The sequence below is a fragment of the Marinobacter sediminicola genome, from assembly GCF_031157525.1.
In the GTDB taxonomy this organism is placed as follows: Bacteria; Pseudomonadota; Gammaproteobacteria; order Pseudomonadales; family Oleiphilaceae; genus Marinobacter; species Marinobacter sediminicola.
The window spans coordinates 19,935-44,696 of record NZ_JAVIXR010000016.1; the positions used below are offsets into that span (position 1 = coordinate 19,935).

A 24,762-nucleotide genomic window follows, 5' to 3' on the forward strand; every position below is an offset into this window, starting at 1 on the left:
AGGCAGAGCGATCCGGTGATGCAACAATGACAGAATATTTACTGATCTTGGTCAGCACCATTCTGGTGAACAACTTCGTACTGGTGCAGTTTCTTGGCCTGTGCCCCTTCATGGGGGTTTCAGGCAAGCTGGAGACCGCCATGGGCATGTCTTTGGCCACCACGTTTGTGCTGACTCTGTCATCGGTATGCAGCTATCTTGCCTACACGTACCTGCTGGCACCTCTGGATCTGGTGTTTCTGAAAACCATCACCTTCATTCTGGTGATTGCCGTGGTGGTTCAGTTCACCGAAATGGTTGTACGTAAAACCAGCCCTCTGCTCTACCGCGTGCTGGGTATTTTCCTGCCGCTGATTACCACCAACTGCGCCGTGCTCGGCGTAGCGCTTCTTAACCTGAACAAAAACAACAACTTCGTTGAATCAGTACTCTACGGTTTTGGCGCCGCCGCCGGCTTTTCGCTGGTACTGGTGCTCTTTGCCGCAATGCGCGAGCGCATTGCCGTGTCTGATGTCCCGGTGTCTTTTCAGGGCGCCGCGATTGGCATGGTTACCGCAGGGTTGATGTCACTGGCGTTCCTGGGCTTTACCGGCCTGGTCAGCGTTTAACGGAGACGCAGTTTTATGTGGACAGGCATTCTTATCGCCGTTCTGGTTCTGCTTGGCCTTGCCCTGGCGTTTGGCGCGTTGTTGGGTTTCGCCTCGGAGCGTTTTCGGGTTGAAGGCAACCCGCTGGTGGAACAGATTGATGCCATGTTGCCGCAAACCCAGTGTGGCCAGTGCGGATTCCCCGGCTGCCGCCCCTATGCTGAATCCATTGCCGATGGTGGGCCCATCAATAAATGCCCTCCCGGCGGTGAATCCACCATCAAAGCGCTGGCCGACCTGCTCGATATAGACCCTCAACCGCTGGATGCAGAACACGGCGTAGAACAGGCGCGCACGGTTGCCGTTATACGGGAAGATGAATGTATAGGTTGCACCAAGTGCATTCAGGCCTGCCCGGTAGACGCAATTCTTGGGGCTGCAAAACACATGCACACGGTTATCGAAAGTGAATGCACAGGCTGTGATCTGTGCGTGGAGCCCTGCCCGGTTGATTGCATCGACATGATTACTATCGAGCCGGATATCCGCGGATGGACCTGGTCTCAACCCCGGATTATCACTACCGACAAACAGGAGGCCAACTCCTGATGCCCTCAACCATCAAGCTTTGGGACTTTAGCGGCGGCATTCATCCCGTAGAGAACAAGCAGATTTCTACCGGCCGGCCGATTCAATCCGCAGGTATTCCTGGGCAGTTGGTACTGCCACTGCAACAGCATATTGGTGAACCTGCAGAACCTATAGTGGCGGTTGGCGATGTCGTCCTGAAAGGTCAGAAAATTGCCGACGTAAGCTATGGTATGAGCGTTCCAGTGCACGCACCGACATCTGGCGTGATAGAACGCATTGGCGACTACCCGGTACCTCACCCTTCTGGCATGTCAGACCAATGCATCGTTTTGAAGCCCGACGACAAGGATGAATGGTGCGAGCGCTTCCCGATCAGCGACTACCGCACTCTTGAGCGGGATCAGGTGCTTGGCATTATTCACTCTGCCGGTATTTCCGGCATGGGGGGAGCGGGGTTTCCGACGGATATAAAACTGAAGCCGCCCAGGGATCGTAAAGTCGACACGCTGATCCTCAACGGCGCCGAATGCGAGCCTTACATTACCGCTGACGACATGACCATGCGCGAACGAGCGGGCAAGGTTGTGGCCGGCTTAAAGATAATGGCCTGGATCCTGCGACCCGAGCGTTGCGTAATCGGTATAGAAGACAACAAACCGGAAGCCACCGCAGCACTGCGCGATGCCATTCAAGGTACGCAAATTGAAATAGCGGTTATCCCGACCAAATACCCCTCAGGCGGGGAAAAGCAGCTGATCCAGATCCTCACTGGCATGGAAGTGCCCAGTGGCGGCATCCCGGCAGATATAGGTGTCATGTGCCAGAACGTTGGCACCGCCGTAGCCGTGGCTGATGCTGTTTTTGAAGGTTCGCCGCTTATTAGTCGAGTAGTTACGGTAACCGGTGGAGCCACTGACAGCCCGGGTAATTTTGAAGTGCTGCTGGGTACACCAATGGCTTATCTGCTGGAACAGGCCGGCTTGCAGCAAGACCGGGTCAGTCGCTTGGTTCTGGGTGGTCCCATGATGGGCTACACCCTGAACACCACAGCGGTGCCGGTTATCAAGACCAGTAACTGCATCATTGCTGCGACCGCCAGTGAGTTGCCTGCACCGCCACCGGAGCAAGCGTGCATCCGCTGCGGCCAATGTGCAGAGGTTTGCCCCATGGAACTGCTACCGCAGCAATTGTTCTGGCATTCCAAAGCGGCAGAGTTCGAAAAAGCAGAGCATCTGAACTTGTTCGACTGCATAGAGTGCGGTGCCTGTTCTTACGTTTGCCCCAGTTCCATCCCGCTGGTGCAGTACTATCGCTATGCCAAAGGCGAGATCCGCGTACAGCGGGCAGAACAGCTGAAAGCAGATAGAGCACGGGAGCGTTTCGAAGCCCGCCAGCAAAGGCTTGAACGCGAACAGCAGGAGAAAGAATTGCGCCGAAAAGAGCGCGCCAAAGCCGCTGCAGAAGCTCAGGCCCAAAAGAAAGCAGAGGCGGAGCAGTCTGCAGCGAGCGGAGAGGCTGTCGACGAGCGAGCAGCGAAATCTGCTTTGGTGGAGCAGGCCCTGGCACGCAAAAAAGCCAACTCTGAAGCCAGCAATGCAAAGGCAGCTCCTCCCCCAGAGGCAGAACAGGAAACGCCCGATTTGGATGCGCTGGAAAAACAGTTCTCGCAGGCGCAGTCCAAATTGGAAACCATGCAGGCCATGCTTGAAGATGCAAAAGCACAACAAGCAGACAACGTGGATAAGCTTGAACGAGCCGTTGCCAAGAACCACGACCGGGTTAAGCGGGCTGAAGAAGCCCTTGCGGATGCACGCAAAACGCTGGCAATTCACACTGAACCTCAATCCATCAAATAATCTGAATCAGGCCCGATTTTCATGGCGTTTGTTCAACAGTCTTCACCCCATGCTCACAAGGCTCGCCCTACCTCAAAGGTGATGCTGTGGGTCATACTCGCGGCCTTGCCCGGGTTGCTGACACAAACCCTGTTTTTCGGCTGGGGCAATCTCATCAACGTTGCCTGGTGCATCGCTATCGCCCTGGCTTCGGAAGCCGCTGTTCTCAAATTGCGCAGCAAGCCGATTGCGTTTGTTCTCAAAGACAACACAGCCGCCGTAACCGGGCTGCTGTTGGGGCTTTCCCTGCCACAGTTTGCACCCTGGTGGGTATCCGCAGTGGCGGTCATTTCCGCAATAGTGATTGCCAAACAGCTTTATGGCGGGCTGGGCTCTAACCCTTTCAATCCCGCCATGGTGGGCTACGCACTGGTGCTGATCTCGTTCCCGGTTGCCATGACCACCAACTGGGCTGAGCCGGCAATGCTCTGGGACAAGGCACCTGGCTTCGGAGATACGTTGGCGGCTATTGCCTCAGGACAGCAAACAGCGGTTGACGGCTGGACCATGGCCACCCCTCTCGACGAATACAAACATAAAATTGCGACTCACACTGCAGAGGAAGTTCTTGTCCACCCCACGTTTGGTGATGCTTTTGCCAAGGGTTGGGAATGGGTGAATGCTGCCTTTCTGGCCGGCGGGCTTTTGCTGATCGGCCTCAGAATTATCACCTGGCACATTCCGGCCGCGTTTCTGGGCGCGCTGATCGTTATGAGCCTGGCCTTTGGTAGCAACGCTGATGAGTTCGCACCGCTTTCACTGCATTTGCTGGCAGGCGGCACCATGCTCGGTGCGTTTTTCATCGCCACTGACCCAGTATCTGCGGCCACCAGCCATCAGGGCAAAATGATTTATGGTGCGGGTATTGGCGTACTTATCTATCTCATCCGGAGCTGGGGCAACTATCCGGATGCCGTTGCATTCAGTGTATTGCTGATGAACTTTGCCGTGCCCTTTATCGACCATTACACGCCGCCGCGAACCTACGGCCACCACAAGGCCCGCAGGGGCTTTTTCGGCGGAGGCAGGAGCTGATCATGGCGACCATGATTCAATCCATTCGGCGCAGCGCCATTGGCCTTGGCATATTTGCAGTCATTACAGGCGGCACCATTGCATTTACACAAGCACTGACCAGTGAACGTATCAAGGAACAAGCTGCCAGAGCAGAAGCCAAAGCACTGTTCGAGATTATCCCTGAGAGTGACCACAACAACGATCTGCTCAGAGACACTCTGGTACTGCCTGCCAGCGATCGTTTGGCTACCGAAGGGCCGGTCACAGTATGGGTAGCTCGCCAGGACGGAAAGCCAGTCGGTATGATCATGCCAGCGGTTGCACCAGACGGCTATTCAGGCACTATCAAGCTGCTGGTCGGTATCGATCTTGAGGGAAAGGTTCTGGGTGTACGTGTTATCGCACACAAGGAAACCCCGGGGCTGGGCGACCGGATAGAAACCCGTAAATCGGATTGGGTCAAACACTTTGAGGGACGTTCTCTCGGGAACCCTGCACCAAAGCAATGGACCGTGAAAAAGAACGGCGGCGTTTTTGACCAGTTTACCGGGGCCACCATCACTCCGAGAGCAGTAGTGAAGGCAGTACAGAAATCACTGATTTATTTCCGTCAGAACCAGCAGGCAATCCAGGCGCAACTGAATAGCACTCCGTCCGGACAAGGCCCGGTGGTTACACCCGGAGATCTGACAGATGAATCCCTGAACGTGGAGCAGTTCTGATCATGGCCACTAAAACCTCCAATGAGATCATTCGCGATGGGCTTTGGGACAACAACCCTGCCCTGGTTCAGGTACTGGGGCTGTGCCCGCTTCTTGCGGTTACCAGCACTGTCGTTAATGCGATTGGCCTGGGGCTTGCCACTCTGATGGTGTTGATGGGTTCGAACCTTGCAGTATCGCTGATCCGGAACTTCGTAAGTGAGTCAGTACGGCTACCTGCATTCGTGATGATTATCGCGTCGTTCGTAACCTGTGCAGAATTGCTGATGCAGGCCTACACCTACGAGCTGTACCAGATTCTGGGTATTTTTATCCCCCTCATAGTCACCAACTGCGCCATCCTTGGCCGAGCTGATGCTTTTGCGTCACGCAACGCTCCAGGCCCTGCACTGCTCGACGGCGCGATGATGGGCGCAGGCTTTCTCGTCGTGCTCATCATTCTCGGCGGTATGCGCGAACTGATCGGGCAAGGCACGCTGTTTGTTGATATGCACCTGCTACTCGGCCCCATGGCTTCAGACTGGGTTATCGAGCCCTTTGCAAACTACCCGGATATGCTGTTCATGGTATTGCCGCCCGGCGCTTTCGTCGGTCTCGGCTTGTTGATCGCCATGAAAAACGGTATTGACCGCCATCTCAAGGAACGTAAAAAGACGCTCCAGCCAGCAACAACACCCGGCAGCAAGCGCGTGCGCGTTACCGGAAACGTCTCATGATTTGTCATCGGAGTCGTAACGAAACACCATGAACAAAGAAAAACGCATTGAAATCTTCTCTCGCTTTCGGGATGCCAACCCCAAGCCAGAAACCGAGCTGAATTACAGCAACCCGTTTGAACTGCTCATTGCCGTCATTCTGTCTGCCCAGGCAACGGATGTCGGCGTCAACAAGGCCACCGACAAACTCTACCCTGTCGCGAACACGCCGGAAGCCATACTGGCGCTGGGCGTGGATGGCCTGAAGAGCTACATCAAGACCATCGGGCTGTTCAATACCAAAGCTGAAAACGTTATCAAAACGTGCCGCATGCTGATTGAAAAGCACGACAGCGTTGTCCCCGATAACCGGGAGGAACTTGAAGCCCTCCCCGGGGTTGGCCGAAAAACCGCAAACGTGGTCCTCAACACAGCGTTCGGTCAGCCAGCTATGGCTGTAGATACCCATATCTTCCGGGTATCGAATCGCACGGGCATCGCTCCGGGGAAAAACGTACTAGAAGTAGAAAAGCGTCTGATGCGGCTGGTACCGAAGGAGTTTCTACTGGATGCGCACCACTGGCTTATCTTACATGGGCGCTACACCTGCGTAGCACGAAAGCCCAGGTGCGGTGCCTGCATCATTGAGGATCTTTGTGAGTTTAAAGACAAAAACGATTATCAGTAAACAATCGTTTTGTGCACTAAAAAGCCGGCTGTTGCCGGCTTTTTAGTGGGATACTGAACTAGTTCTACTATTACTTACCCAGCATTTCTTTTTTCAGGCTCTTCTGTGCAGGAACATCAGATAACCAGATGCCGAACAGCGCCTTTTTGAAGGCCAGGTCACCCACCGTATCTTTTTGCTCGCCGTTTTTCAGTACATTTACACCTTCGCCAGGCACATAGACAAGATCAAACACATCACCTTCTTTGATCTCTTCTTTGAACACAGACATGAACTGATCAATATCTGCCTTAACCGATGACATATCACCATCTGTTGAGGCCTCAAAGCCTTCCATGGTTGCTTCAGTCATGCGATCGCTGGTGATCATGCCGGAAGTAATATGCAGCGTGATCGCCTGAGGCTCATCCGCTTCAACAACGGCAGTGCCATCCTTCTGCGCTTGGGGCACATAAAGACTGCCAACGTACAGATCCATGAAAAACTTGGACCGGGTACCCGCACCGTTCAGCTGAAGCTCAGTGCTGCCAGCAGTATAAGTATCCGGAACGTCAACACCGCCAACTGTTAGTGCTGCTGCAGGTGTTGAAAGTGTGGCTGCCAATATAAGAGATGCAAAGCCCGTCAAAAACGCTTTTTTCATAGTCCTTTCCTTTTCAGTCATTATTATGAGAATTCATTCGTCACCAAGTACAAATCCTTAGCCCCCGGCGTTGTTATTCTACCAACGACCACGTGGGGTGAAGCGCCACCTGGTTCTCATTTGCAGGGTTACTTTTAGCGAGTTGTTTTTGCAGAAATACGTTTTCAACGTCAGTAAAACACAAAACGCCGACCATGAGGCATGGCCGGCGTTCAGGGTGCTTCGTCAGAAAAGCTATTTAAATAAAAGGTTTCCTGTGAGTCCTTCCTTTTCCAGAATCTCACGCAGGCGCCGTAACGCTTCTACCTGGATCTGACGAACTCGCTCGCGAGTCAGGCCAATTTCCTGCCCAACTTCTTCCAACGTGCTTACCGGGTAGCCCCGAAGCCCGAACCGTCTGGACAGTACTTCCTGCTGCTTTTCACTCAGCTGATCTATCCACTTCCCAATGCAGGCGCTCATGTTGTTTTCCTGCAACACATCGGCAGGATCAGATGCACCTTCATCCGCGACAGTATCAAGCAGGGATTTCTCGCCGCCGGGGCCAATGGGCGTGTCCATGGATGCAACACGTTCATTCAAGCCTAGCATTCGTTTTACATCATTGACTGGCTTGCCGACCAACTGGGCAATTTCTTCGGCTGTTGGCTCGTGATCAAGCTTCTGCGTCAGCTCTCGGGCCGCCCGCAGGTACAAGTTGAGCTCTTTAACTACGTGGATAGGCAACCGGATGGTGCGGGTCTGGTTCATAATGGCCCGCTCAATTGTCTGGCGGATCCACCATGTTGCATAGGTAGAGAAGCGGAAGCCTCGCTCCGGATCAAACTTCTCGACTGCACGAATCAGGCCGAGATTACCCTCCTCAATCAGGTCCAGCAGGGTCAGACCACGATTCACATAGCGCCGTGCTATTTTCACAACCAGCCGAAGGTTACTCTCAATCATTCGCTTGCGGCCAGACTCCTCTCCTTTACGCGCAAGACGTGCAAAGTAGACCTCCTCTTCCGGAGTCAGGAGTGGCGAAAAACCAATTTCATTGAGATAAAGCTGCGTAGGATCCAGCTGTTTGGCGGCACTACTGTAGTAGCTACCTTTGGTGGAGAACTTACCTTCAACCTCAGTCAATTCTGGGGCCGTCTTATCGTTTTCTTCTTCTGCGAGAAGCTGCTCCTCAGGATCTTCAACGTCTGTAGAGCCATCAACATCTTTTATGCGATCAATAATGATATCTTCTTGTTCTGCTGACATATCTATTACCCCGCCTTTCAACAATCCTGTTTTTTCGCCCGATACTTCTTTTTATTGCGGACATTGGATACTTCGCTTTTTATTCAGGACTTCTTCAGTGGCCAGTTTGGCGCTTTGACCACCTTTTCTTCTTATTTTTGTCGAACCAGGCTTGTCACTAACGAGGTGGCAGATAATGTGCTGGATCAACCGGGTTTCCATTTTTTCGAATTTCAAAATGTAACTTCGGCCTATCTACACCACTACTACCAAGTTCTGCTATGACTTGCCCGGCTATCACCCCCTCTCCTTCGCTGACCAGAATCTTTCGATTATGAGCATAAGCGCTCAGATAACGCTCGTTATGATTCACAATAATCAAATTGCCGTATCCAAGCAAACCATTGCCGGCATAGACCACACTTCCATCTGCGGAAGATCTAACAGCATCCCCGGCTTTCCCCGCAATATCAACGCCTTTGTTGACTTTCCCGGATGCTGAATAGCCTGCAATTACGGTGCCAGAGTGTGGCCAGCGCCATGAAACTCCGGCCACAGTTTGGGTTCGCGACGCAATTGGTGCAGACGTATCAGGCTTACGAGTAACCGCAGGTTTCCGGGTATTTGCAGGCGTTGGTACAGGGGGGGTAGCCCGGGTCGCTCCAGCCGACGTGGTGCCCGTTGGTTTGGTTGGCTTCGTTGCGACCCGTGAATTACTGTCTGGTTGAGCGGTGCCGCGAAGATCCAGGCGAAGCACCTGCCCTGCACGGATAGTCCAGGGTGGACTGATTCCATTGGCGCTGCCCAGCTCTCGGTAATCGCGCCCATAAGTCCAGGCAATGCCGTACAAAGTCTCGCCCGGGCGCACAACATGGCGCCCCCAGTACACCGGAGGGTTGTAGATATCGTCTTGGTGAAGGGCCTGGGTATTACAGCCAGACAAGGCACCCGAGAGTATGAGGAACCCCAACAGAAACAGGCAGGCTCGACTGTTTTGAGAAACCCACAAGGTAAACTGGGCACCAACGAGGAACCGCGGGGAAGCCGACTGCGCGGCTTTAGCTGACCCACGAAATAATCTCACAGGAATAGCACCAGCTCGGTTAAACCTAATCTTTATTGACTCTGATTCTGATCAAAGAAGATCCTGAAGTTTCAAAAGTAACTCGCTAATTTATTACACATTTTAAAATCAATTCCAAGTTACTTGCTGACTATCTCCGTTACCCGCTCCGCCCTTTGTTACGGGTGGGAACAACAGCATGCCTGAAAAGGTAACACGACTTAACCAATGCTATCGCCTAACGCTTGTTCACTTTTCGGCCCTCGCCCACCCAGCCATTCAATCAGTAAAACGAGCACCACGCCTGCTGCAGCGGCCGCCAGCGCCGTGGCAATCTGCGGGTCAGCCCCTGTCAGATCAAAAAACTGCCAAGGGCTGACACTGACTTCAGTCAGGGGCACTTGCTCGCCGGAACTGTTGGTTCTCCAGCTAAGAGTTTCTTTCCACGGCCAAACTTTATTCAATGCGCCGATCATGAAGCCAGTCAGCAGGGCCAGAACATGGTCGTGGTACTTGTGAAAAGCCCATGTGATAAGCCTTGCAACAGATAGAAGCCCCACCAGACAGCCAGCCATAAACAAGAGCAGCACGGTGATATCGAGGGACTTAATCGCTGAAAGAACCGGTGCGTACATACCGATAATGACCAGAATGAAACTCCCGGAAATTCCGGGCAGAATCATCGCGCATATTGCGACAGCGCCAGCGGCGAAAAATGTCAGAGCCGATGGGTTAACCTGCCCAGCAGACAAGGTTGTGATCCACCATGCGACGGCAATGCCCAAAATAAGGGGGCCAAGCAACGCTGCACGATAATGCCTCGCCTGACGTCCAACGTGCCAGACAGACGCCAGAATCAGCCCGAAGAAAAAGCTCCAGACAAGAATTGGATACTCGGCCAGCATATAGCTGATGCCGGAGGCCAGAGTCACAATGCTGACAAGAATACCCAGCAGCAGCGTGCTGAGAAAGGTGCCATCACATGCCTGCCAGAAGGACCTTACATTGCCCCGGAGCAGATCCTTGAATACAGCTCCCGGAACTGCATTAATCGCCTCAAGAAGCCGGAAATATATACCGGTGATGAAGGCTACTGTTCCCCCGGAAACACCGGGAACAATATCTGCTGCGCCCATCGCCATGCCTTTGAGAAACACCGAGGCGGGATGTTGCTGAACGTTCAACGGACAACCCCACCCAACAAGGGTACGAAGCGAACCGGCTCTAACTCTCGCCGCTCAAACTGATCACCCTTGCGTTTCACCTCAACCAATACCTGGTGCTCTTCACCGACAGGTGCTATCAGCACTCCCCCGTCAGCAAGCTGGTCCAAAAGCTCTGAAGGGATCTCAACAGGAGCAGCGGTAACAATAATGCCGTCAAATGGCCCCCTATCTGGCCATCCCATACCTCCGTCTGCATGCTTTAGCATGACATTCCGGATATTGAGTTGCCGTAACCGATCACGGGCACGATCCTGAAGTGGTTTGATCCGTTCAACGCTGTAAATCTGGTCAAACAGCTGCGACAACACAGCGGTTTGATAGCCTGACCCGGTACCCAGTTCCAACACTCTGGCAGGTTCGTGCCCGAGAAGCAGTTCGGTCATTCGAGCAACGATGTAGGGCTGGGATAGCGTCTGCCCATAGCCGATAGGCAGGGCCGTGTCCTCATAAGCCCGATGGGACAACGCCTCATCGAGAAAGATATGACGGGGAACCTGCCCCATAATATCCAGCACGCGATCAGAGCTGATGCCGGATTCCTTGAGGCGCTGAACCAAGCGCAGACGTGTGCGCCGGGAGGTCATCCCTATACCTTGAAGCTCGCCACTCACACATCATCCCCCATGGATGCCTGAAGGGAATCAGCCCAAGTTCTGAGAGACACAAGTGCCTCATGGCGAGTCATATCAATGTGTACCGGCGTGAGGGAAACGTAACCTTGCGCGACGGCATGGAAGTCGGTTCCCGGGCCAGCATCGCCGCCTTTGCCCGCAGCGCCAATCCAGTAACGCTCCTTTCCCCTTGGACAAGTCATAGGGACAGCGCCTTCGGCTCGCTCCCGATCACCCAGGCGGGTGACGCGGAACCCCGCGAGTTCCTCCCAAGGCAAGTCTGGCACGTTTACATTCAGAATAGAGCGCGGCCCTAAAACAAAAGGGCGCTGGCTTTCAAGCAGCATGCGTACGACTCTGGCGGCCGTGTCGTAATGATTTCGCCCTTCACTGACCAGAGATACCGCAATAGCTGGCAAACCAAGATGACGGCCTTCGGTGGCTGCTGCCACGGTACCTGAGTAGATAATATCATCACCCAGGTTGGCGTGGGTGTTGATACCCGAAACCACCCGGTCGAAAGGCTCTTCAAATAATCCGTTAACCGCCAGATGCACACAATCTGTGGGCGTGCCATCGATAGAACGGAAGCCATTGGGATGTCGCTCGACCGTAAGGGGGCGATTGAGCGTCAACGCATTACTCGCCCCGCTGTGATCCCTGTCCGGTGCAACCACCTCAAGATCACCCAAGCCTTTGAGTCCTTCATACAGGGCGATAAGCCCTGGTGAATGAACACCATCATCGTTAGACAACAGAATACGCAAAGTACACTCCAGATATTTGCTAGCTAAACACTAGCCAACCGTAACCAGTTAGCTGTGTTATTTGTTATGTTGGCTGAGGCTCATGTCCTCAAGCTCAAAAATATCTCCCAAAACCGTAGTGGCGTATTGGCCCGGATCAAGAACGAAATTCAGCTCCAAGCTGCCATCTTCAAGCCAGCTCCAGCTTAAATCTTTTGCCATGGCAACCAGCGGACGACGCTCGGGCTGCATTCGCGTCGCCAGAAACAGCGATGCCAACTCGGGTGTTTGAGCCACTGTTTCCCGTTCACGCTGCTCGGCCTCACCACCGGCGCTTGTTCCGCCATCGCCCCACAATGGGCCGGTTGGGTACTCCAAAGGTTCGCCCGGTATCGGCATTGTCCAGCTGCCCTCTGCTACCCGATCTGCAAGCACTTCATTGAACAACCAGGATCGGGCGGCCGAAAAGTACAATACGTTTTTCCGATCATCTCTGCCACCACCTGACTTGCCCGCGCCGCGCCCCCGACCTCTGCGTTTACCTTTCCCGCCACCGCGGTTCAATGCTGCAGGATCAATATGAACCGCTCGATCCAGATTGCCGCCGGAAAAGCCAAAACGCTGGGGACCAAAGTAGTTAGGTGCACCCTGAACTTTCAAGCGTTCAAGGGCACCTTCAACCCGCTCGCGATCAGCATTAACCTGCCTGAGCGTAATCACAAACCGGTTGCCTTGATGATCACCACGGCGCAGCTTGCGCACACTACGGTGAGCCGACTTCACCAACCAGCGCTCTGAAATTTGTTCTATCAGAGCCATGTCATCGCTCATCATACCGGGACGGTATAGGCTGAACCATTGACTGGTTACTGCATGGCGATCTTTAAGCCCGCAAAACCCCACATCAAAAGACCGACAGCCCGCGAGAGTGGCCAGCTCCCCCGCCACAAACTCCGTATTGTCACCGACTTTTTCGATACGCAAACACAAGTGCTCACCCTCGCCGGTAACACTTAATACACCAGATGGCTCCGCCTGCTCCGGAAACTCCTCCAAAACCTCACTGACCCGAAAATCCTCTGGCACGGTTTTCAACTGTGCACTGGCCACCCGTGCGCCGCCCGATACCGGCCAGTCCAGCCGCCAGCTTTTTGCATTAGCTTCGGAGTCACTCACACCGTCACCGGCTCAAGCAGACACACGGCCTGGCAGGCAATCCCCTCGCCTCGACCCGTAAAGCCCAGCTTCTCACTGGTAGTTGCCTTAACGCTTACACGACTGGCCGGGATGCCCAGATCATCCGCAATATTCAGACGCATTGCCTCAATATGCGGCGCCATTTTGGGTGCCTGCGCAATAATCGTAGTATCTACGTTAAGCACACTAAACCCTTCCTCCGCCACACGAACCATAACCTTACGCAAAAGATCACGGCTATCCGCGCCCGCCCACTCTGCACTGGTGTCCGGAAACAAATGCCCAATATCACCCAGTGCAACTGCACCTAACAAGGCATCTGCCAAAGCATGCAGCAACACATCCCCATCAGAGTGGGCTTTCAAACCCTGACTGTAAGGAATGGAAACACCGCCAATAATAACGGCATCGCCCTCGCCGAAGGCATGAACATCAAAGCCCTGACCAATTCGCATAATCAACTCCGGGGAAATTCAGACATTCAGAGCCGGCCAAGAATAAAGCCAGCAAGATCCAGATCAGCAGGCACGGTAATCTTGATATTGTCCGGCCGACCTTCCACAAGAACCGGCATATTACCGGAAAACTCCATAGCCGAGGACTCATCCGTAACCGGCTGTTTATCCTTCAGCGCCGTCACCAATGCCGAAACCAGCATGGAATAGCGGAACATCTGAGGCGTTAACGCACGCCAAAGCTGGCTGCGATCAATGGTCTCGAATACCTCAGGCAAATCGCCCGACTCCGCCTTTTTAAGCGTATCCGCAACCGGAGCCGCGAGCAGGCCACCTACTGGATGATCCGCCAGTGTTGAAACAAGATTCGCAAGATCGGCCGGATGAACACAAGGACGCGCCGCATCGTGAACCAGCACCCAGTCGTCGTCAGCCACCTGCTCTTTGAGAGCGCGCAGTGCCGAGAGCACAGAATCCGCCCGCTCAGCGCCGCCGCCACAGGTTTGAATGCGCTCATCATTACTGGCATCAGACTCTGGCCACCAACTATCCGCTGAATTCAGGGGAACCATACAACCAGCAAAAAAGCCGGAAGCCAGCAGTCGCGAAAGGGTGATATCCAGAATAAAGCGATTATTAATACGGAGATACTGCTTGGGACACTCAGCCCGCATCCGCTGACCAACGCCTGCGGCGGGAACAATCAACCAGAGTTTTGGAGAAGTCATAGAAATTTCGCACAATGCCTGGAGAGTGGCGGATAGGCCTTTTCCGGGAATGTCGGTGGCCAAGGATGGCCACCGTCAAGCGCACATGGATGTGCTCGTAGCGTTTCCCGGAAAAGGCCTATCCGACGCTCTGAACTCCAAACCCGAAAATTACTGCTCAACAACAAGAAAAAAGGTCTCATCATCACGAATCAACCCAAGATTCATCCGGGCCCGCTCTTCAACAGCGCCCTGCTCATTACGAAGGTTGCGTACCTCAGCATAAAGACGCTCATTACGGGACGATAGCTCAGCATTCTCATCTCGCTGCTCGGAAATTGAGTGCTCCAGGGCCCATACTTGAGCAAAGCTGCCCTCACCAATCCACAGACGCACCTGCAGAAGGAGAATGAGAACAACCATGAGGGCCCAGAGCAACTTCATTAATACCGATTCCGTACAGGAGTTAAGCGATCAAAAATCAAACACCGGATGACAAGTATAGACCTTAGAGCAAATTCGCAACAAGTTCTTCTAACTGATTGGGCAAAAAGGCCATCGTGACTGAACTTTCATTCAAACCACGACGGCCTTAACATTTTGTTACTTGCGACCTCAAGGATCACAGGTAAAAAAACAGCTGTTAAACTCAGCCTTGCCCTTTGATCTCACTGAGACCCAGATAAGGTGCCTTACCTTCCAACGCCTCTTCAATGCGAAGCAGCTGGTTGTACTTGGCTACTCGATCAGAACGGCAAAGCGAGCCAGTTTTGATCTGGCCAGCACAGGTCGCAACCGCGAGATCCGCAATAGTAGTATCTTCAGTTTCACCAGAACGGTGAGAAATCACTGCCGTAAAGCCGGCATCCTGAGCCATTTTGATGGCGTCCAGAGTTTCGCTCAAGCTACCAATCTGGTTGAACTTGATCAGGATAGAGTTGCCCACACCCGTATCAATACCGCGCTTCAGGATCTTGGTATTGGTTACAAAAAGATCATCACCCACCAGCTGTACCTTGTCACCGATTTTGTCGGTCAGCACCTTCCAGCCGTCCCAGTCACTCTCGTCCATGCCATCTTCGATGGACACAATTGGATAGCGCTCAGCCAGACCAGCCAGGTAATCCGCAAAACCTTCAGAATCGAAGCTCTTGCCTTCACCAGCCAATACGTACTGGCCATCCTTGTAAAACTCAGAAGCGGCACAGTCCAGAGCCAGAGTAATGTCCGTGCCCAGCTTGTAGCCTGCCTTTTCAACAGCCTCCTTAATCACCGCCAGGGCTGCTTCATTCGAAGGCAGGTTAGGTGCAAAACCACCCTCATCGCCTACCGCAGTGTTCAAGCCCTGTGCCTGCAACACTTTTTTCAGGCTGTGAAAAATCTCGGCACCGATGCGCAGAGCTTCTGCAAAGTTCTTGGCAGCAACCGGCTGCACCATGAACTCCTGGATATCAACGTTGTTATCCGCGTGCTCACCGCCGTTCAGAATGTTCATCATTGGTACAGGCATGCTGAACTTGCCGGAAGTACCGTTGATGTCTGCAATGTGCTCATAAAGTGGCTTGCCCAGAGACTCAGCCGCCGCTTTTGCCGCTGCCAGGGACACCGCCAGAATGGCATTGGCGCCCAAGTTGGCCTTGTTCTCAGTGCCGTCCAGTTCCAGCATGATGTTGTCCAAACCACGCTGGTCGGCAGCATCTTTACCCAGCAGCGCAGTACGGATCTTGCTATTAATAGCCTCGACTGCCTTCAGCACGCCCTTACCCAAGTAACGAGATGCATCACCATCGCGCAGTTCCAGCGCTTCGCGAGATCCGGTGGAGGCGCCAGAGGGAGCGCAAGCGCGGCCAAGCGTACCGTCTTCCAGAATCACGTCTGCTTCGACAGTAGGGTTCCCACGGGAGTCCATAACCTCACGGGCTTTAATGTTGGCAATCTTGGTCATTCAGGGAGTCTCCAGGTTTTCAATTCAAAGGTCATTAACAAAATCTGGTGCAAGAGAGCGCGGGGCACGGCTTTACGAAAACCGCTACAAGCACATCCATGTGCGCTTGGCTCCGCCATCCATGGCTACGCACATTTTCGTAAAGCCGTGCCCCGCGCTCTCCCATAATTTGTACCTATAACGCGAAAACCGCCAATCAGGCGGTATCGATAGGTTTAAAACTTTTCACAAGGTCATCAACAGCCTTTACTCGCTGCAGGAACGGCTCAAGTTGGCTCAAGCGCAGCGCACAAGGGCCATCGCACTTGGCTTCGTCCGGGTTCGGGTGAGCCTCAAGAAACAGCCCGGCCAGGCCCTGGGTCATGCCAGCCAACGCCAGGTCAGTAACCTGAGCGCGGCGACCACCGGCCGAATCGGAACGGCCGCCAGGCATTTGTAGAGAATGGGTTACATCGAACATCACAGGCACGTTCATGGCCTTCATGATGCCAAAACCAAGCATATCGACCACAAGGTTGTTATAACCGAAGCTGCTGCCCCGCTCACACAATATAACCCGGTCGTTTCCGGCTTCTGCGCACTTGGTGATGATGTGTTTCATCTCCTGCGGAGCAAGAAACTGGGCCTTCTTGATATTGATCGCCGCGCCGGTTTTCGCCATGGCGACCACCAGATCAGTCTGGCGACTCAGGAAAGCCGGCAGCTGAATGATGTCACATACTTCAGCGGCAGGCGCTGCCTGCTCTGGCTCGTGAACATCAGAAATAATTGGAACACCGTACTTGCTTTTGATATCGGCCAGAATTTGTAGGCCTTTCTCAAGACCCGGCCCCCGGAAGGAGTTAACCGAAGAACGGTTGGCCTTATCAAAGGACGCTTTAAATACGTAAGGAATGCCCAACTTGCTGCACACCTCAACATATTTCTCAGCAACCTCAAACGCCAGATCGCGAGACTCCAATACGTTCATACCACCAAACAAAACGAACGGCTTGTCGTTGGCAATGTCGATATCAGCAACAGTAACGGTGCTCTGAGCCATGATCAGGATTCCTTACGGTTCGCCAGCGCTGCTTCGATGAAACCCTTGAACAACGGGTGGCCATCGCGGGGTGTCGAGGTAAATTCCGGGTGGAACTGACAGGCAACGAACCAGGGATGGTCCGCCACTTCCACCACCTCTACTAACTTACCGTCAGTGGAGCGACCGGAAACAACCAAGCCTGCAGCTTCCATCTGTGGCAGGAAGTGGTTGTTCACCTCGTACCTGTGGCGATGGCGTTCACGGATGGTTCTTCTACCGTAGCAGTTAGCAATGTTCGAACCCTCAGTCAACACACAATCCTGCGCACCCAAACGCATGGTGCCGCCAAGGTCGGAGTCGTCTGTGCGCTCTTCGCGCTCACCGGTCGCATCCAGCCACTCGGTGATCAGGCCCACGACAGGTTCTGGCGTGTGCGCACGGAATTCGGTGCTGTGGGCATCAACCAGACCGGCTTTGTTACGAGCGTATTCGATAACTGCCACCTGCATACCCAGGCAGATACCCAAGTAGGGAACCTTGTTCTCACGGGCATACTGAACTGTGCGGATTTTGCCTTCCACACCACGTTCACCAAAACCACCGGGAACCAGAATGGCATCGGCGCTCTCAAGTACAGCAGTGCCGTCACGTTCGATGTCTTCAGAATCAATGTAATTGATCTTTACCTTGGTGCGGGTTTTGATACCGGCGTGCAGCAGAGATTCGATCAGTGATTTGTAGGCCTCGAGCAGCTCCATGTATTTGCCAACCATGGCAATCGTCACTTCCTGCTCAGGATTCATCAGTGCTTCGACAACACCGTCCCAATCACTAAGGTCCGCCTCCCGTGCATCAAGCCTGAAGTGATCAATAACCAACTGATCCAGGCCATGCTCGTGCAGCATGCGGGGAATAGCGTAGATGGACTTTGCATCACGCATCGGAATAACAGCGCGCTCTTCCACGTTTGTGAACAGCGCGATTTTCCGGCGGGAGCTGGCGTCCACTTCATGCTCTGAACGGCACAGCAGAATGTCTGGCTGCAAACCGATAGAGCGCATTTCCTTCACGGAGTGCTGAGTCGGTTTGGTTTTGATTTCGCCAGCAGTCGCAATGTAAGGCACCAGTGTCAGGTGCATAAACAGCGCACGGGCAGAACCCACTTCAACCTTCAGCTGACGGCAGGCTTCGAGAAACGGCAGGGATTCAATATCACCAACGGTACCGCCCACTTCAACCAGAGCAACATCCGCACCGGCTGCGCCTTCGACCACGCGACGTTTGATCTCGTCGGTAATGTGGGGAATAACCTGAACAGTACCGCCAAGATAATCACCGCGGCGCTCTTTGCGTATAACCTCTTCATACACCCGGCCAGCCGTGAAATTATTACGGCGGCTCATGGGCGTGCGAATAAAGCGCTCGTAATGGCCAAGATCAAGGTCGGTTTCAGCGCCGTCTTCGGTGACATAGACTTCACCGTGCTGGAACGGGCTCATGGTGCCTGGGTCAACGTTTATGTATGGGTCCAGCTTGAGGATAGTGACCTTCAGGCCGCGCGCCTCAAGGATCGCAGCCAATGAGGCCGATGCGATACCTTTCCCCAGTGAGGACACAACACCGCCGGTGACGAAAATATAACGCGTCATGCAGATTCCATGATTATCAGGTTCTGTGAAGGAGGGAGATTGTCATCTCAAGATGGGACGCCAGACTACCAGAAAGCCCTCAACGACTCAATCACAATCCCGCTCTACAATCAGCTGCAAGCCTGCAGCCGGCGCCTTCCCGCAGTATTGTTCAGAACACCATAAATCGCCAATGGCGATGAGTTCTTTTTCCGGCTCCACACCCATGAAAACCAAGGGTAGACGCAGCCTTTCCCAAGGTGGAACGGCCTGTTCCTGAAGCCACTTTTTCAGTGATTTTGACTGGCCTCCAGCGTGAAAACGCATGCGTTCTCCACCCTGCCTCGTACATATTCGTATTGGCGGCGTAGCGGCTTTCGCTGTAAACGATGGAATCAGACGGATCGTCCATTCGCCCCACTGCACCGGCTCGCCAAATTGAAGCGTTACAGGTTCCTCTGGCAAGTCAGCGGACTCAGGAACCAAATACAGCTCGCCCTGAAAACGTCGAAGGCTGTAATTGTCACCCCGCAATTCCGGAGATCGATCCTCCGCAGCTTGCAATAGATCGCCCAACACCTGTGACCAATCACTTATTGAAGGGACATCATATCCGGCTCGCAGGACCCACCAACGCAGAAGATTTTTCTGTTCCACCAGGGTAAGCGCACCCAACCCCGCCACCGGAAGGCGACGTTTATGCCCTCCCAATGACCGCCACTGCAACTCCGCCAGCCGCTGGTTCAAAAAATCGCTTTCTGAGCAAGCGCCCGCACTGTGCCGCAGTCGCTGATTCAGCCCAGGCCAGCGCTTTTTTAATGCCGGAAGAATGCGGATACGGAGGAAGTTTCGATCGAATTTCTGATCTGTATTGCTGGGATCATCAACCCAGGAAAGTCCGGCCTGGCGAGCGTGAAGCTCGAGTTCCGCCCGATCGACCCCCAGCAATGGCCTGGCAAGGCGGCCCTGGCCTAAGGGGCGGGTTTCAGGCATGCCTGCAAGACCGGCGACACCACTGCCACGGAACATTCGAAACAGTACTGTTTCAGCCTGATCATCACCATGATGGGCCATCAGCAACACATCATCAGGCTCAAGAAGTGTTTCAAAAACACTGTAGCGGGCCTTACGCGCCGCCTCTTCAAGGCCCTCACCAGGGCCGGCACCGAGTTTGACCGACACGGGCTGAACAGTGAGAGGAACACCCAACTCAGCGCAGAGTGCCTGGCAAAACACTTCCGTGTCACCAGCATTGGCCTGAAGCTGATGGTTGATATGCAACGCTCGCACTCCGGAATGGCAGAGTGCGGCAAGATGCAAAAGAAGGGTGGAATCCAGGCCACCACTGAGGGCAACCCAAAGACGCCGGTAGCCAGAAATGGCTTTAACCGGCGCAAGCAACGCCTCAGGAAAGGCGTACCCGATTGAGGGCTTAGCGCCCAGTGTCATAGCGGGTTAAACGCTCGTACCGCCGGGAGACCAATTCATCCAAAGGCAAGCGACTTAGCTCTGCCATCCCGTTTGCCAGCGTCTCACGCAGTGCCTCAGCCATTTTTTCCGGGTTACGATGCGCACCGCCCAGAGGCTCAGTGATTACATTGTCCGCAAGCCCGAGATCTTTCAGGCGACCCGCAGTCACACCCATGGCTTCTGCTGCGAGAGAGGCAAATTCCGCACTCTTCCACAAAATAGAGGCACAGCCTTCCGGCGAGATCACCGCATACGTCGAGTACTGCAGCATATTCAACTGATCGCATACGCCAATGGCCAACGCACCACCCGACCCACCTTCGCCGATGACGGTGGAAATGATGGGTGTTTTTAGGCGAGACATCACCGCCAGGTTAAACGCGATGGCTTCACTCTGCCCACGCTCTTCAGCGCCAATACCGGGATAGGCTCCTGGAGTATCGATAAATGTGAGAATTGGCATTCTGAAGCGCTCTGCCATTTCCATTAAGCGCAAGGCCTTGCGGTAGCCTTCCGGACGCGGCATTCCGAAGTTGCGTTTTACCTTATCCCGCACTTCCCGCCCCTTCTGGTGACCAATAACCATCACGGGCTTATCGTTCAACCGTGCGGTGCCGCCCACAATGGCTTGATCATCTGCATAACGGCGGTCGCCATGGAGTTCATCGAAATCATCAAAGATCATCTCGATGTAATCCAGGGTATAGGGCCGGCGCGGATGCCTCGCAAGACGAGCAACATCCCAAGGGTGCAAATCGGAGAATATGCTCTCCGTCAGACTGACACTCTTCTTTTTCAGCCGTGTAATCTCGTCAGAAATATTGATGTCGGTGTCGTTGCCCACCATGCGAAGCTCTTCAATCTTGGCTTCAAGGTCGGCAATCGGCTGTTCGAAATCCAGATAATTAGGGTTCATGATGTTCCATCATTTTATTACCAGGCGGGACAGCGCGCCGCCTATTCAGAATTTGGTACAAAGATAGCAGTGCCCGGGTCATGGCTAAAGCGGACATTGGTATGAGTCCGCAATCTGACAGATATTTAACTTTCCGCGCAGCTCTTTGTCTTTATCACTCAATCATAGACCAGTTCCACGCACTGGTCGCCCACCAGATACTTCAGTTCCAGCAACAAGCTGTCATCTGGCCGTACACGCCAGGTTTCACCCAGCTCAATTCGGGTGCTGGCTTCGGGACTGCTGTACTCAATCCACACCGGGCTACCCTCGCAACGAAACGGCCTTAGTGTGCTATCAATCTTATCCAGAAAGCCATTTTGAAGCTGGTCGGCGTGAAGGTTCAACTTTAATCCTTTACTGAACTGCTTCCGGGCGCTGGGCACATCCATTACCGAACTGACGCGCATTTTCATCTGGCCAGAATAATCATCGTGGCTCACCTGTCCCTCAACCACAATCACCTGATCCGATTGCAGCAACTCCCGATTCTCGAAGAAGGCTTCAGAAAACAGGGTGGCTTCAATGCGCGCACTGCGGTCATCCAGCGTGATAAAGCACATGGTAGAGCCTGTGCGCGTTTTCATGGTGCGCTGTGCTATCACCAGTCCGGCAACCCGCTGGGGAGATTTGTTGGGTTTCAGGTCCGAGATCGAAGAACGCACAAAACGGCGAACTTCGCGCTCATATTCATCGAACGGGTGCCCAGTAAGATAGAGGCCCAGAGTGTCTTTCTCGCCTTTAAGCCGCTGTTTCTCCGGCCACTCACGCACGTCAGCCACATCGACATAGGGATCACCGTCATCCTCGGCTTCCAGCATCTCGCCAAACATATCCATCATGCCTACGGATTCGTTGCGCGACTGTTGATCGGCCTGCTGAACCGCTTTCGGTATGCTGGCCATCAACTGGGCCCTACTGGCACCAAGTTTGTCCATGGCGCCTGAGCGAATCAGCGCTTCCATTGCCCGCTTATTGATTTTTTTAAGATCAACCTTGCGGCAAAAATCGAAAATATCCTGATACGGCTCACCACTTGCACGCCCTTCCACAATGGCCTGAATGGGGCCCTCACCCAACCCCTTGATCGCGCCAAGGCCATAAACAACCTGCCCTTCATCGTTAACGGTGAAGGTGTATTCCGAACGACTGACATCTGGCAGCACCAAATCCAGCTTAAGATTGCGGCACTCTTCAACCAGCGTGACGACCTTATCTGTGTTCTGCATATCTGCGGTCAGAACAGCAGCCATAAACTCAGCCGTATAATGGGCCTTCAGCCATAGCGTTTGATAAGACACCAGCGCATAGGCGGCGGAGTGGGATTTGTTAAAGCCGTAGCCAGCAAACTTTTCAACGAGATCAAAGATGTTTTCCGCGAGTGTTTTGTTAATGCCATTGCCTTCGCAGCCATCGAGGAAGAACTGCTTCTGCTTGGCCATTTCCTCGGGCTTCTTCTTACCCATGGCACGGCGCAACATGTCCGCATTACCCAGGCTATATCCACCCATTACCTGAGCAATCTGCATAACCTGCTCCTGGTAAAGGATAACCCCGTAGGTGGGCTCCAGAACCGGCTTCAGGCCTTCGTATTGGTAGTCCGGGTGCGGGAAGGACATCGGCTGCTTGCCGTGCTTACGGTCGATAAAGTCGTCAACCATGCCTGACTGCAGCGGCCCTGGGCGGAACAGCGCCACCAGTGCGATCATGTCTTCCAGGGAGTCCGGCTGCAGACGGCGAATCAGGTCCTTCATGCCGCGGGATTCCAGCTGGAACACGGCGGTGGTTTCCGCCTTCTTCAGCATGACGAACGAAGCCGGGTCATCCAGCGGAATTTCGCTGATGTCCAGCGGAGGGAGGCCCCGACCTTCCCGCCGCGGGTTAATCATCTTCAGGGCCCAGTCGATGATGGTCAGCGTTCGCAGACCAAGGAAGTCGAACTTGACCAGTCCGGCATCCTCCACATCGTTTTTGTCGAACTGGGTCACCAGACTGCCGCCGTCATCATCGCAATACAGCGGTGAGAAGTCGGTAATTTTAGTGGGTGCAATTACCACACCACCAGCGTGCTTACCGGCGTTTCGGCATACGCCCTCAAGTTTCAGGGCCATCTCCCAGATTTCCTGGGCTTCTTCATCCTGTTCAAGAAACTCCTTGAGGGCGGGCTCCTGCTCTATCGCCTTTTCCAGCGTCATGCCCACTTCAAAGGGAATCAACTTGGACAGTTTATCTGCCAAACCGTAGGACTTACCCTGAACACGAGCGACGTCCCGCACCACCGCTTTGGCCGCCATGGTACCGAAGGTAATGATCTGGGAAACCGCTTCCCGGCCATACTTTTCAGCAACATAAGCGATAACCCTGTCCCGACCTTCCATACAGAAGTCGACGTCGAAGTCGGGCATGGACACTCGTTCAGGGTTTAGGAAGCGCTCGAACAGCAAGTCGTACTCAAGCGGGTCCAGATCCGTAATCAACTGGGCATAGGCAACCAGCGAGCCGGCACCGGAACCACGGCCAGGCCCAACGGGCACGCCATTATTTTTGGCCCACTTGATGAAGTCCATAACGATCAGAAAGTAGCCAGGAAATCCCATCTGGATGATGATATCCAGTTCGAATTTCAGCCGTTTAAAATAGGCGTCGCGCTTGCTGTCGTATTCCGGGTCGTCTTTGGAAAGGGTTTTTGCCAAACGATCTTCCAGACCGTCCTCAGACACCTTGCGGAAGTATTCGTCCATGGTCATGCCTTCCGGCACCGGGTAATTGGGCAGGAAGTACTCGCCCATGCGCACGGTGACCGAACAGCGCCGAGCTATCTCCACGGTGTTCGCAATGGCTTCGGGGATATCGCTGAACAGATCAATCATTTCCTCAGCGCTGCGCAGGTATTGCTGATCGCTAAAACGGCGATCACGGCGAGGGTCATCCAATGCCCGACTTTCACCGATGCAGACTCGAGCCTCGTGGGCCTCAAAATCCTCAGCCTCAAGAAAATGCACGTCGTTGGTAGCAACAACCGGCAGCCCCAATTGTTGGGCCAACTCAACACTCATGTGCAGGCAGTCTTCGTCACCGGGACGACCCGTTCTTTGCAGCTCCAGATAATAAGATCCGGGATAGAGTTTCATCCAGTACTCTGCCCTGGCTTTTGCAAGCCCAGGCTTATCCGCCAGCAAAGCCTTGCACACATCGCCCATTTTGGCGCCAGACATGGCAATAAGGCCTTCCGTTCTTGGCTCCAGCCATTTGCGCTGGATAATCGGTTTGCCGTACTTCTGCCCCTCGGTATACCCAAGGGAAATAATTTCCGTAAGGTGGAGGTAGCCTTTGTTATTCCGGGCCAGCAGCGTCAGGCGGAACGGGCTCTCCGGCTCATCCGGGTTCTCCAGCCAGAGATCCGCACCTATAACAGGCTTGACGCCTGCACCGGTCGTTGCCTTGTAAAACCGGACCAGAGAGCACATGTTCGACTGCTCGGTCAGGCCTACGGCCGGCATGCCCAATTCCACCACTCGTTTGACCAGAGGCTTAACGCGAACGAGGCCGTCCACCATGGAATGTTCTGAGTGCACGCGAAGGTGTACAAAAGTCTGCGACATAGCGTCAGCTGGTTCCTGCTTATTTATTTAGAGTGTCGATTAACGGCGCCTGAAAAGGCCTCTTTAAA

General features: G+C 53.9%; 23 protein-coding genes. 7 read left to right on the plus strand and 16 right to left on the minus strand.

Going from position 1 to position 24,762, the window contains the following annotated elements; all coding sequences use genetic code 11:
• The first annotated feature begins 26 nt into the window (after positions 1-26).
• Genes rsxA through nth form a run of 7 tightly spaced genes read left to right on the plus strand, consistent with a single transcriptional unit; the run spans position 27 to position 6,195 of the window.
• A complete protein-coding gene (gene rsxA, locus RG807_RS16420; RefSeq protein ID WP_200204228.1) occupies positions 27-608 on the plus strand; it encodes an electron transport complex subunit RsxA in 582 nt (193 codons plus the stop codon).
• Positions 609-623: 15 nt separating this feature from the next.
• Positions 624-1,196 (plus strand): electron transport complex subunit RsxB, encoded by a 573-nt coding sequence (rsxB, locus tag RG807_RS16425; protein ID WP_309045844.1) that lies wholly within the window; start codon positions 624-626, stop codon positions 1,194-1,196.
• Positions 1,196-3,034: an electron transport complex subunit RsxC gene (rsxC, locus tag RG807_RS16430; RefSeq protein ID WP_309045845.1), complete on the plus strand. Its 1,839-nt coding sequence runs from the start codon at positions 1,196-1,198 to the stop codon at positions 3,032-3,034. The genes rsxB and rsxC overlap by 1 nt, the downstream gene beginning before the upstream one ends.
• A gap of 21 nt (positions 3,035-3,055) precedes the next feature.
• Complete coding sequence (gene rsxD, locus RG807_RS16435) at positions 3,056-4,108, plus strand: electron transport complex subunit RsxD (protein WP_309045846.1); 1,053 nt, start codon at positions 3,056-3,058, stop codon at positions 4,106-4,108.
• Positions 4,109-4,110: 2 nt separating this feature from the next.
• Positions 4,111-4,812, plus strand: coding sequence for an electron transport complex subunit RsxG (gene rsxG, locus RG807_RS16440; RefSeq protein ID WP_309045847.1), 702 nt, complete (start codon positions 4,111-4,113; stop codon positions 4,810-4,812).
• A gap of 2 nt (positions 4,813-4,814) precedes the next feature.
• Complete coding sequence (locus tag RG807_RS16445; RefSeq protein ID WP_309045848.1) at positions 4,815-5,528, plus strand: electron transport complex subunit E; 714 nt, start codon at positions 4,815-4,817, stop codon at positions 5,526-5,528.
• Positions 5,529-5,556: 28 nt separating this feature from the next.
• Positions 5,557-6,195, plus strand: coding sequence for an endonuclease III (nth, locus tag RG807_RS16450; protein WP_309045849.1), 639 nt, complete (start codon positions 5,557-5,559; stop codon positions 6,193-6,195).
• Between the two features lie 70 nt (positions 6,196-6,265).
• Here nth and RG807_RS16455 read toward each other — a convergent pair whose 3' ends face one another.
• The 16 genes from RG807_RS16455 to dnaE all read right to left on the minus strand — a co-directional run bounded on the left by RG807_RS16455 (position 6,266) and on the right by dnaE (position 24,694).
• The gene (locus RG807_RS16455) at positions 6,266-6,838 is read right to left on the minus strand and encodes a chalcone isomerase family protein (RefSeq protein WP_309045850.1); all 573 of its coding nucleotides are present in this window, start codon (positions 6,836-6,838) and stop codon (positions 6,266-6,268) included.
• Between the two features lie 234 nt (positions 6,839-7,072).
• Positions 7,073-8,086 (minus strand): RNA polymerase sigma factor RpoS, encoded by a 1,014-nt coding sequence (rpoS, locus tag RG807_RS16460; protein ID WP_309045851.1) that lies wholly within the window; start codon positions 8,084-8,086, stop codon positions 7,073-7,075.
• Positions 8,087-8,243: 157 nt separating this feature from the next.
• Complete coding sequence (locus RG807_RS16465; protein WP_309045879.1) at positions 8,244-9,044, minus strand: peptidoglycan DD-metalloendopeptidase family protein; 801 nt, start codon at positions 9,042-9,044, stop codon at positions 8,244-8,246.
• Positions 9,045-9,349: 305 nt separating this feature from the next.
• Positions 9,350-10,312, minus strand: coding sequence for a polyprenyl-phosphate transporter (locus tag RG807_RS16470; protein WP_494337499.1), 963 nt, complete (start codon positions 10,310-10,312; stop codon positions 9,350-9,352).
• Entirely contained in the window at positions 10,309-10,938 is a 630-nt protein-coding gene (locus RG807_RS16475) for a protein-L-isoaspartate(D-aspartate) O-methyltransferase (protein ID WP_410804566.1), read from the minus strand. Before RG807_RS16475 ends, RG807_RS16470 begins: the two co-directional genes overlap by 4 nt.
• A gap of 23 nt (positions 10,939-10,961) precedes the next feature.
• On the minus strand, positions 10,962-11,732 hold the full coding sequence (gene surE / locus RG807_RS16480) for a 5'/3'-nucleotidase SurE (protein WP_309045853.1): 771 nt from the start codon (positions 11,730-11,732) through the stop codon (positions 10,962-10,964).
• Positions 11,733-11,789: 57 nt separating this feature from the next.
• Positions 11,790-12,887: a tRNA pseudouridine(13) synthase TruD gene (gene truD / locus RG807_RS16485; protein ID WP_309045854.1), complete on the minus strand. Its 1,098-nt coding sequence runs from the start codon at positions 12,885-12,887 to the stop codon at positions 11,790-11,792.
• The gene (gene ispF / locus RG807_RS16490; RefSeq protein WP_309045855.1) at positions 12,884-13,363 is read right to left on the minus strand and encodes a 2-C-methyl-D-erythritol 2,4-cyclodiphosphate synthase; all 480 of its coding nucleotides are present in this window, start codon (positions 13,361-13,363) and stop codon (positions 12,884-12,886) included. Before ispF ends, truD begins: the two co-directional genes overlap by 4 nt.
• Before the next feature lie 26 nt (positions 13,364-13,389).
• Complete coding sequence (gene ispD, locus RG807_RS16495; protein WP_309045856.1) at positions 13,390-14,091, minus strand: 2-C-methyl-D-erythritol 4-phosphate cytidylyltransferase; 702 nt, start codon at positions 14,089-14,091, stop codon at positions 13,390-13,392.
• 150 nt (positions 14,092-14,241) lie between these two features.
• Positions 14,242-14,514, minus strand: a complete 273-nt coding sequence (locus tag RG807_RS16500; RefSeq protein WP_309045857.1) for a septum formation initiator family protein — start codon at positions 14,512-14,514, stop codon at positions 14,242-14,244.
• Between the two features lie 205 nt (positions 14,515-14,719).
• Positions 14,720-16,015: a phosphopyruvate hydratase gene (gene eno / locus RG807_RS16505; protein WP_309045858.1), complete on the minus strand. Its 1,296-nt coding sequence runs from the start codon at positions 16,013-16,015 to the stop codon at positions 14,720-14,722.
• A gap of 196 nt (positions 16,016-16,211) precedes the next feature.
• Positions 16,212-17,057 (minus strand): 3-deoxy-8-phosphooctulonate synthase, encoded by an 846-nt coding sequence (gene kdsA, locus RG807_RS16510; RefSeq protein ID WP_309045859.1) that lies wholly within the window; start codon positions 17,055-17,057, stop codon positions 16,212-16,214.
• Positions 17,058-17,059: 2 nt separating this feature from the next.
• On the minus strand, positions 17,060-18,688 hold the full coding sequence (gene pyrG, locus RG807_RS16515; protein WP_309045860.1) for a CTP synthase: 1,629 nt from the start codon (positions 18,686-18,688) through the stop codon (positions 17,060-17,062).
• A gap of 87 nt (positions 18,689-18,775) precedes the next feature.
• On the minus strand, positions 18,776-20,116 hold the full coding sequence (tilS, locus tag RG807_RS16520) for a tRNA lysidine(34) synthetase TilS (protein ID WP_309045861.1): 1,341 nt from the start codon (positions 20,114-20,116) through the stop codon (positions 18,776-18,778).
• Positions 20,100-21,053 carry an acetyl-CoA carboxylase carboxyl transferase subunit alpha gene (accA, locus tag RG807_RS16525; RefSeq protein WP_309045862.1) on the minus strand — a complete coding sequence of 318 codons (954 nt, stop codon included), beginning with the start codon at positions 21,051-21,053 and terminating at the stop codon, positions 20,100-20,102. The genes tilS and accA overlap by 17 nt, the downstream gene beginning before the upstream one ends.
• Positions 21,054-21,211: 158 nt before the next feature.
• Positions 21,212-24,694: a DNA polymerase III subunit alpha gene (dnaE, locus tag RG807_RS16530; RefSeq protein WP_309045863.1), complete on the minus strand. Its 3,483-nt coding sequence runs from the start codon at positions 24,692-24,694 to the stop codon at positions 21,212-21,214.
• Positions 24,695-24,762: the final 68 nt, after the last annotated feature.

Coding starts and splice junctions, on each gene's coding strand:
- rsxA (WP_200204228.1), top strand. CDS start 27: ATGACAGAATATTTACTGATCTTGGTCAGCACCATTCTGGTGAACAAC.
- rsxB (WP_309045844.1), top strand. CDS start 624: ATGTGGACAGGCATTCTTATCGCCGTTCTGGTTCTGCTTGGCCTTGCC.
- rsxC (WP_309045845.1), top strand. CDS start 1,196: ATGCCCTCAACCATCAAGCTTTGGGACTTTAGCGGCGGCATTCATCCC.
- rsxD (WP_309045846.1), top strand. CDS start 3,056: ATGGCGTTTGTTCAACAGTCTTCACCCCATGCTCACAAGGCTCGCCCT.
- rsxG (WP_309045847.1), top strand. CDS start 4,111: ATGGCGACCATGATTCAATCCATTCGGCGCAGCGCCATTGGCCTTGGC.
- RG807_RS16445 (WP_309045848.1), top strand. CDS start 4,815: ATGGCCACTAAAACCTCCAATGAGATCATTCGCGATGGGCTTTGGGAC.
- nth (WP_309045849.1), top strand. CDS start 5,557: ATGAACAAAGAAAAACGCATTGAAATCTTCTCTCGCTTTCGGGATGCC.
- RG807_RS16455 (WP_309045850.1), bottom strand. CDS start 6,838: ATGAAAAAAGCGTTTTTGACGGGCTTTGCATCTCTTATATTGGCAGCC.
- rpoS (WP_309045851.1), bottom strand. CDS start 8,086: ATGTCAGCAGAACAAGAAGATATCATTATTGATCGCATAAAAGATGTT.
- RG807_RS16475 (WP_410804566.1), bottom strand. CDS start 10,938: ATGACCTCCCGGCGCACACGTCTGCGCTTGGTTCAGCGCCTCAAGGAA.
- ispF (WP_309045855.1), bottom strand. CDS start 13,363: ATGCGAATTGGTCAGGGCTTTGATGTTCATGCCTTCGGCGAGGGCGAT.
- ispD (WP_309045856.1), bottom strand. CDS start 14,091: ATGACTTCTCCAAAACTCTGGTTGATTGTTCCCGCCGCAGGCGTTGGT.
- RG807_RS16500 (WP_309045857.1), bottom strand. CDS start 14,514: ATGAAGTTGCTCTGGGCCCTCATGGTTGTTCTCATTCTCCTTCTGCAG.
- eno (WP_309045858.1), bottom strand. CDS start 16,015: ATGACCAAGATTGCCAACATTAAAGCCCGTGAGGTTATGGACTCCCGT.
- kdsA (WP_309045859.1), bottom strand. CDS start 17,057: ATGGCTCAGAGCACCGTTACTGTTGCTGATATCGACATTGCCAACGAC.
- pyrG (WP_309045860.1), bottom strand. CDS start 18,688: ATGACGCGTTATATTTTCGTCACCGGCGGTGTTGTGTCCTCACTGGGG.
- tilS (WP_309045861.1), bottom strand. CDS start 20,116: ATGACACTGGGCGCTAAGCCCTCAATCGGGTACGCCTTTCCTGAGGCG.
- accA (WP_309045862.1), bottom strand. CDS start 21,053: ATGAACCCTAATTATCTGGATTTCGAACAGCCGATTGCCGACCTTGAA.
- dnaE (WP_309045863.1), bottom strand. CDS start 24,694: ATGTCGCAGACTTTTGTACACCTTCGCGTGCACTCAGAACATTCCATG.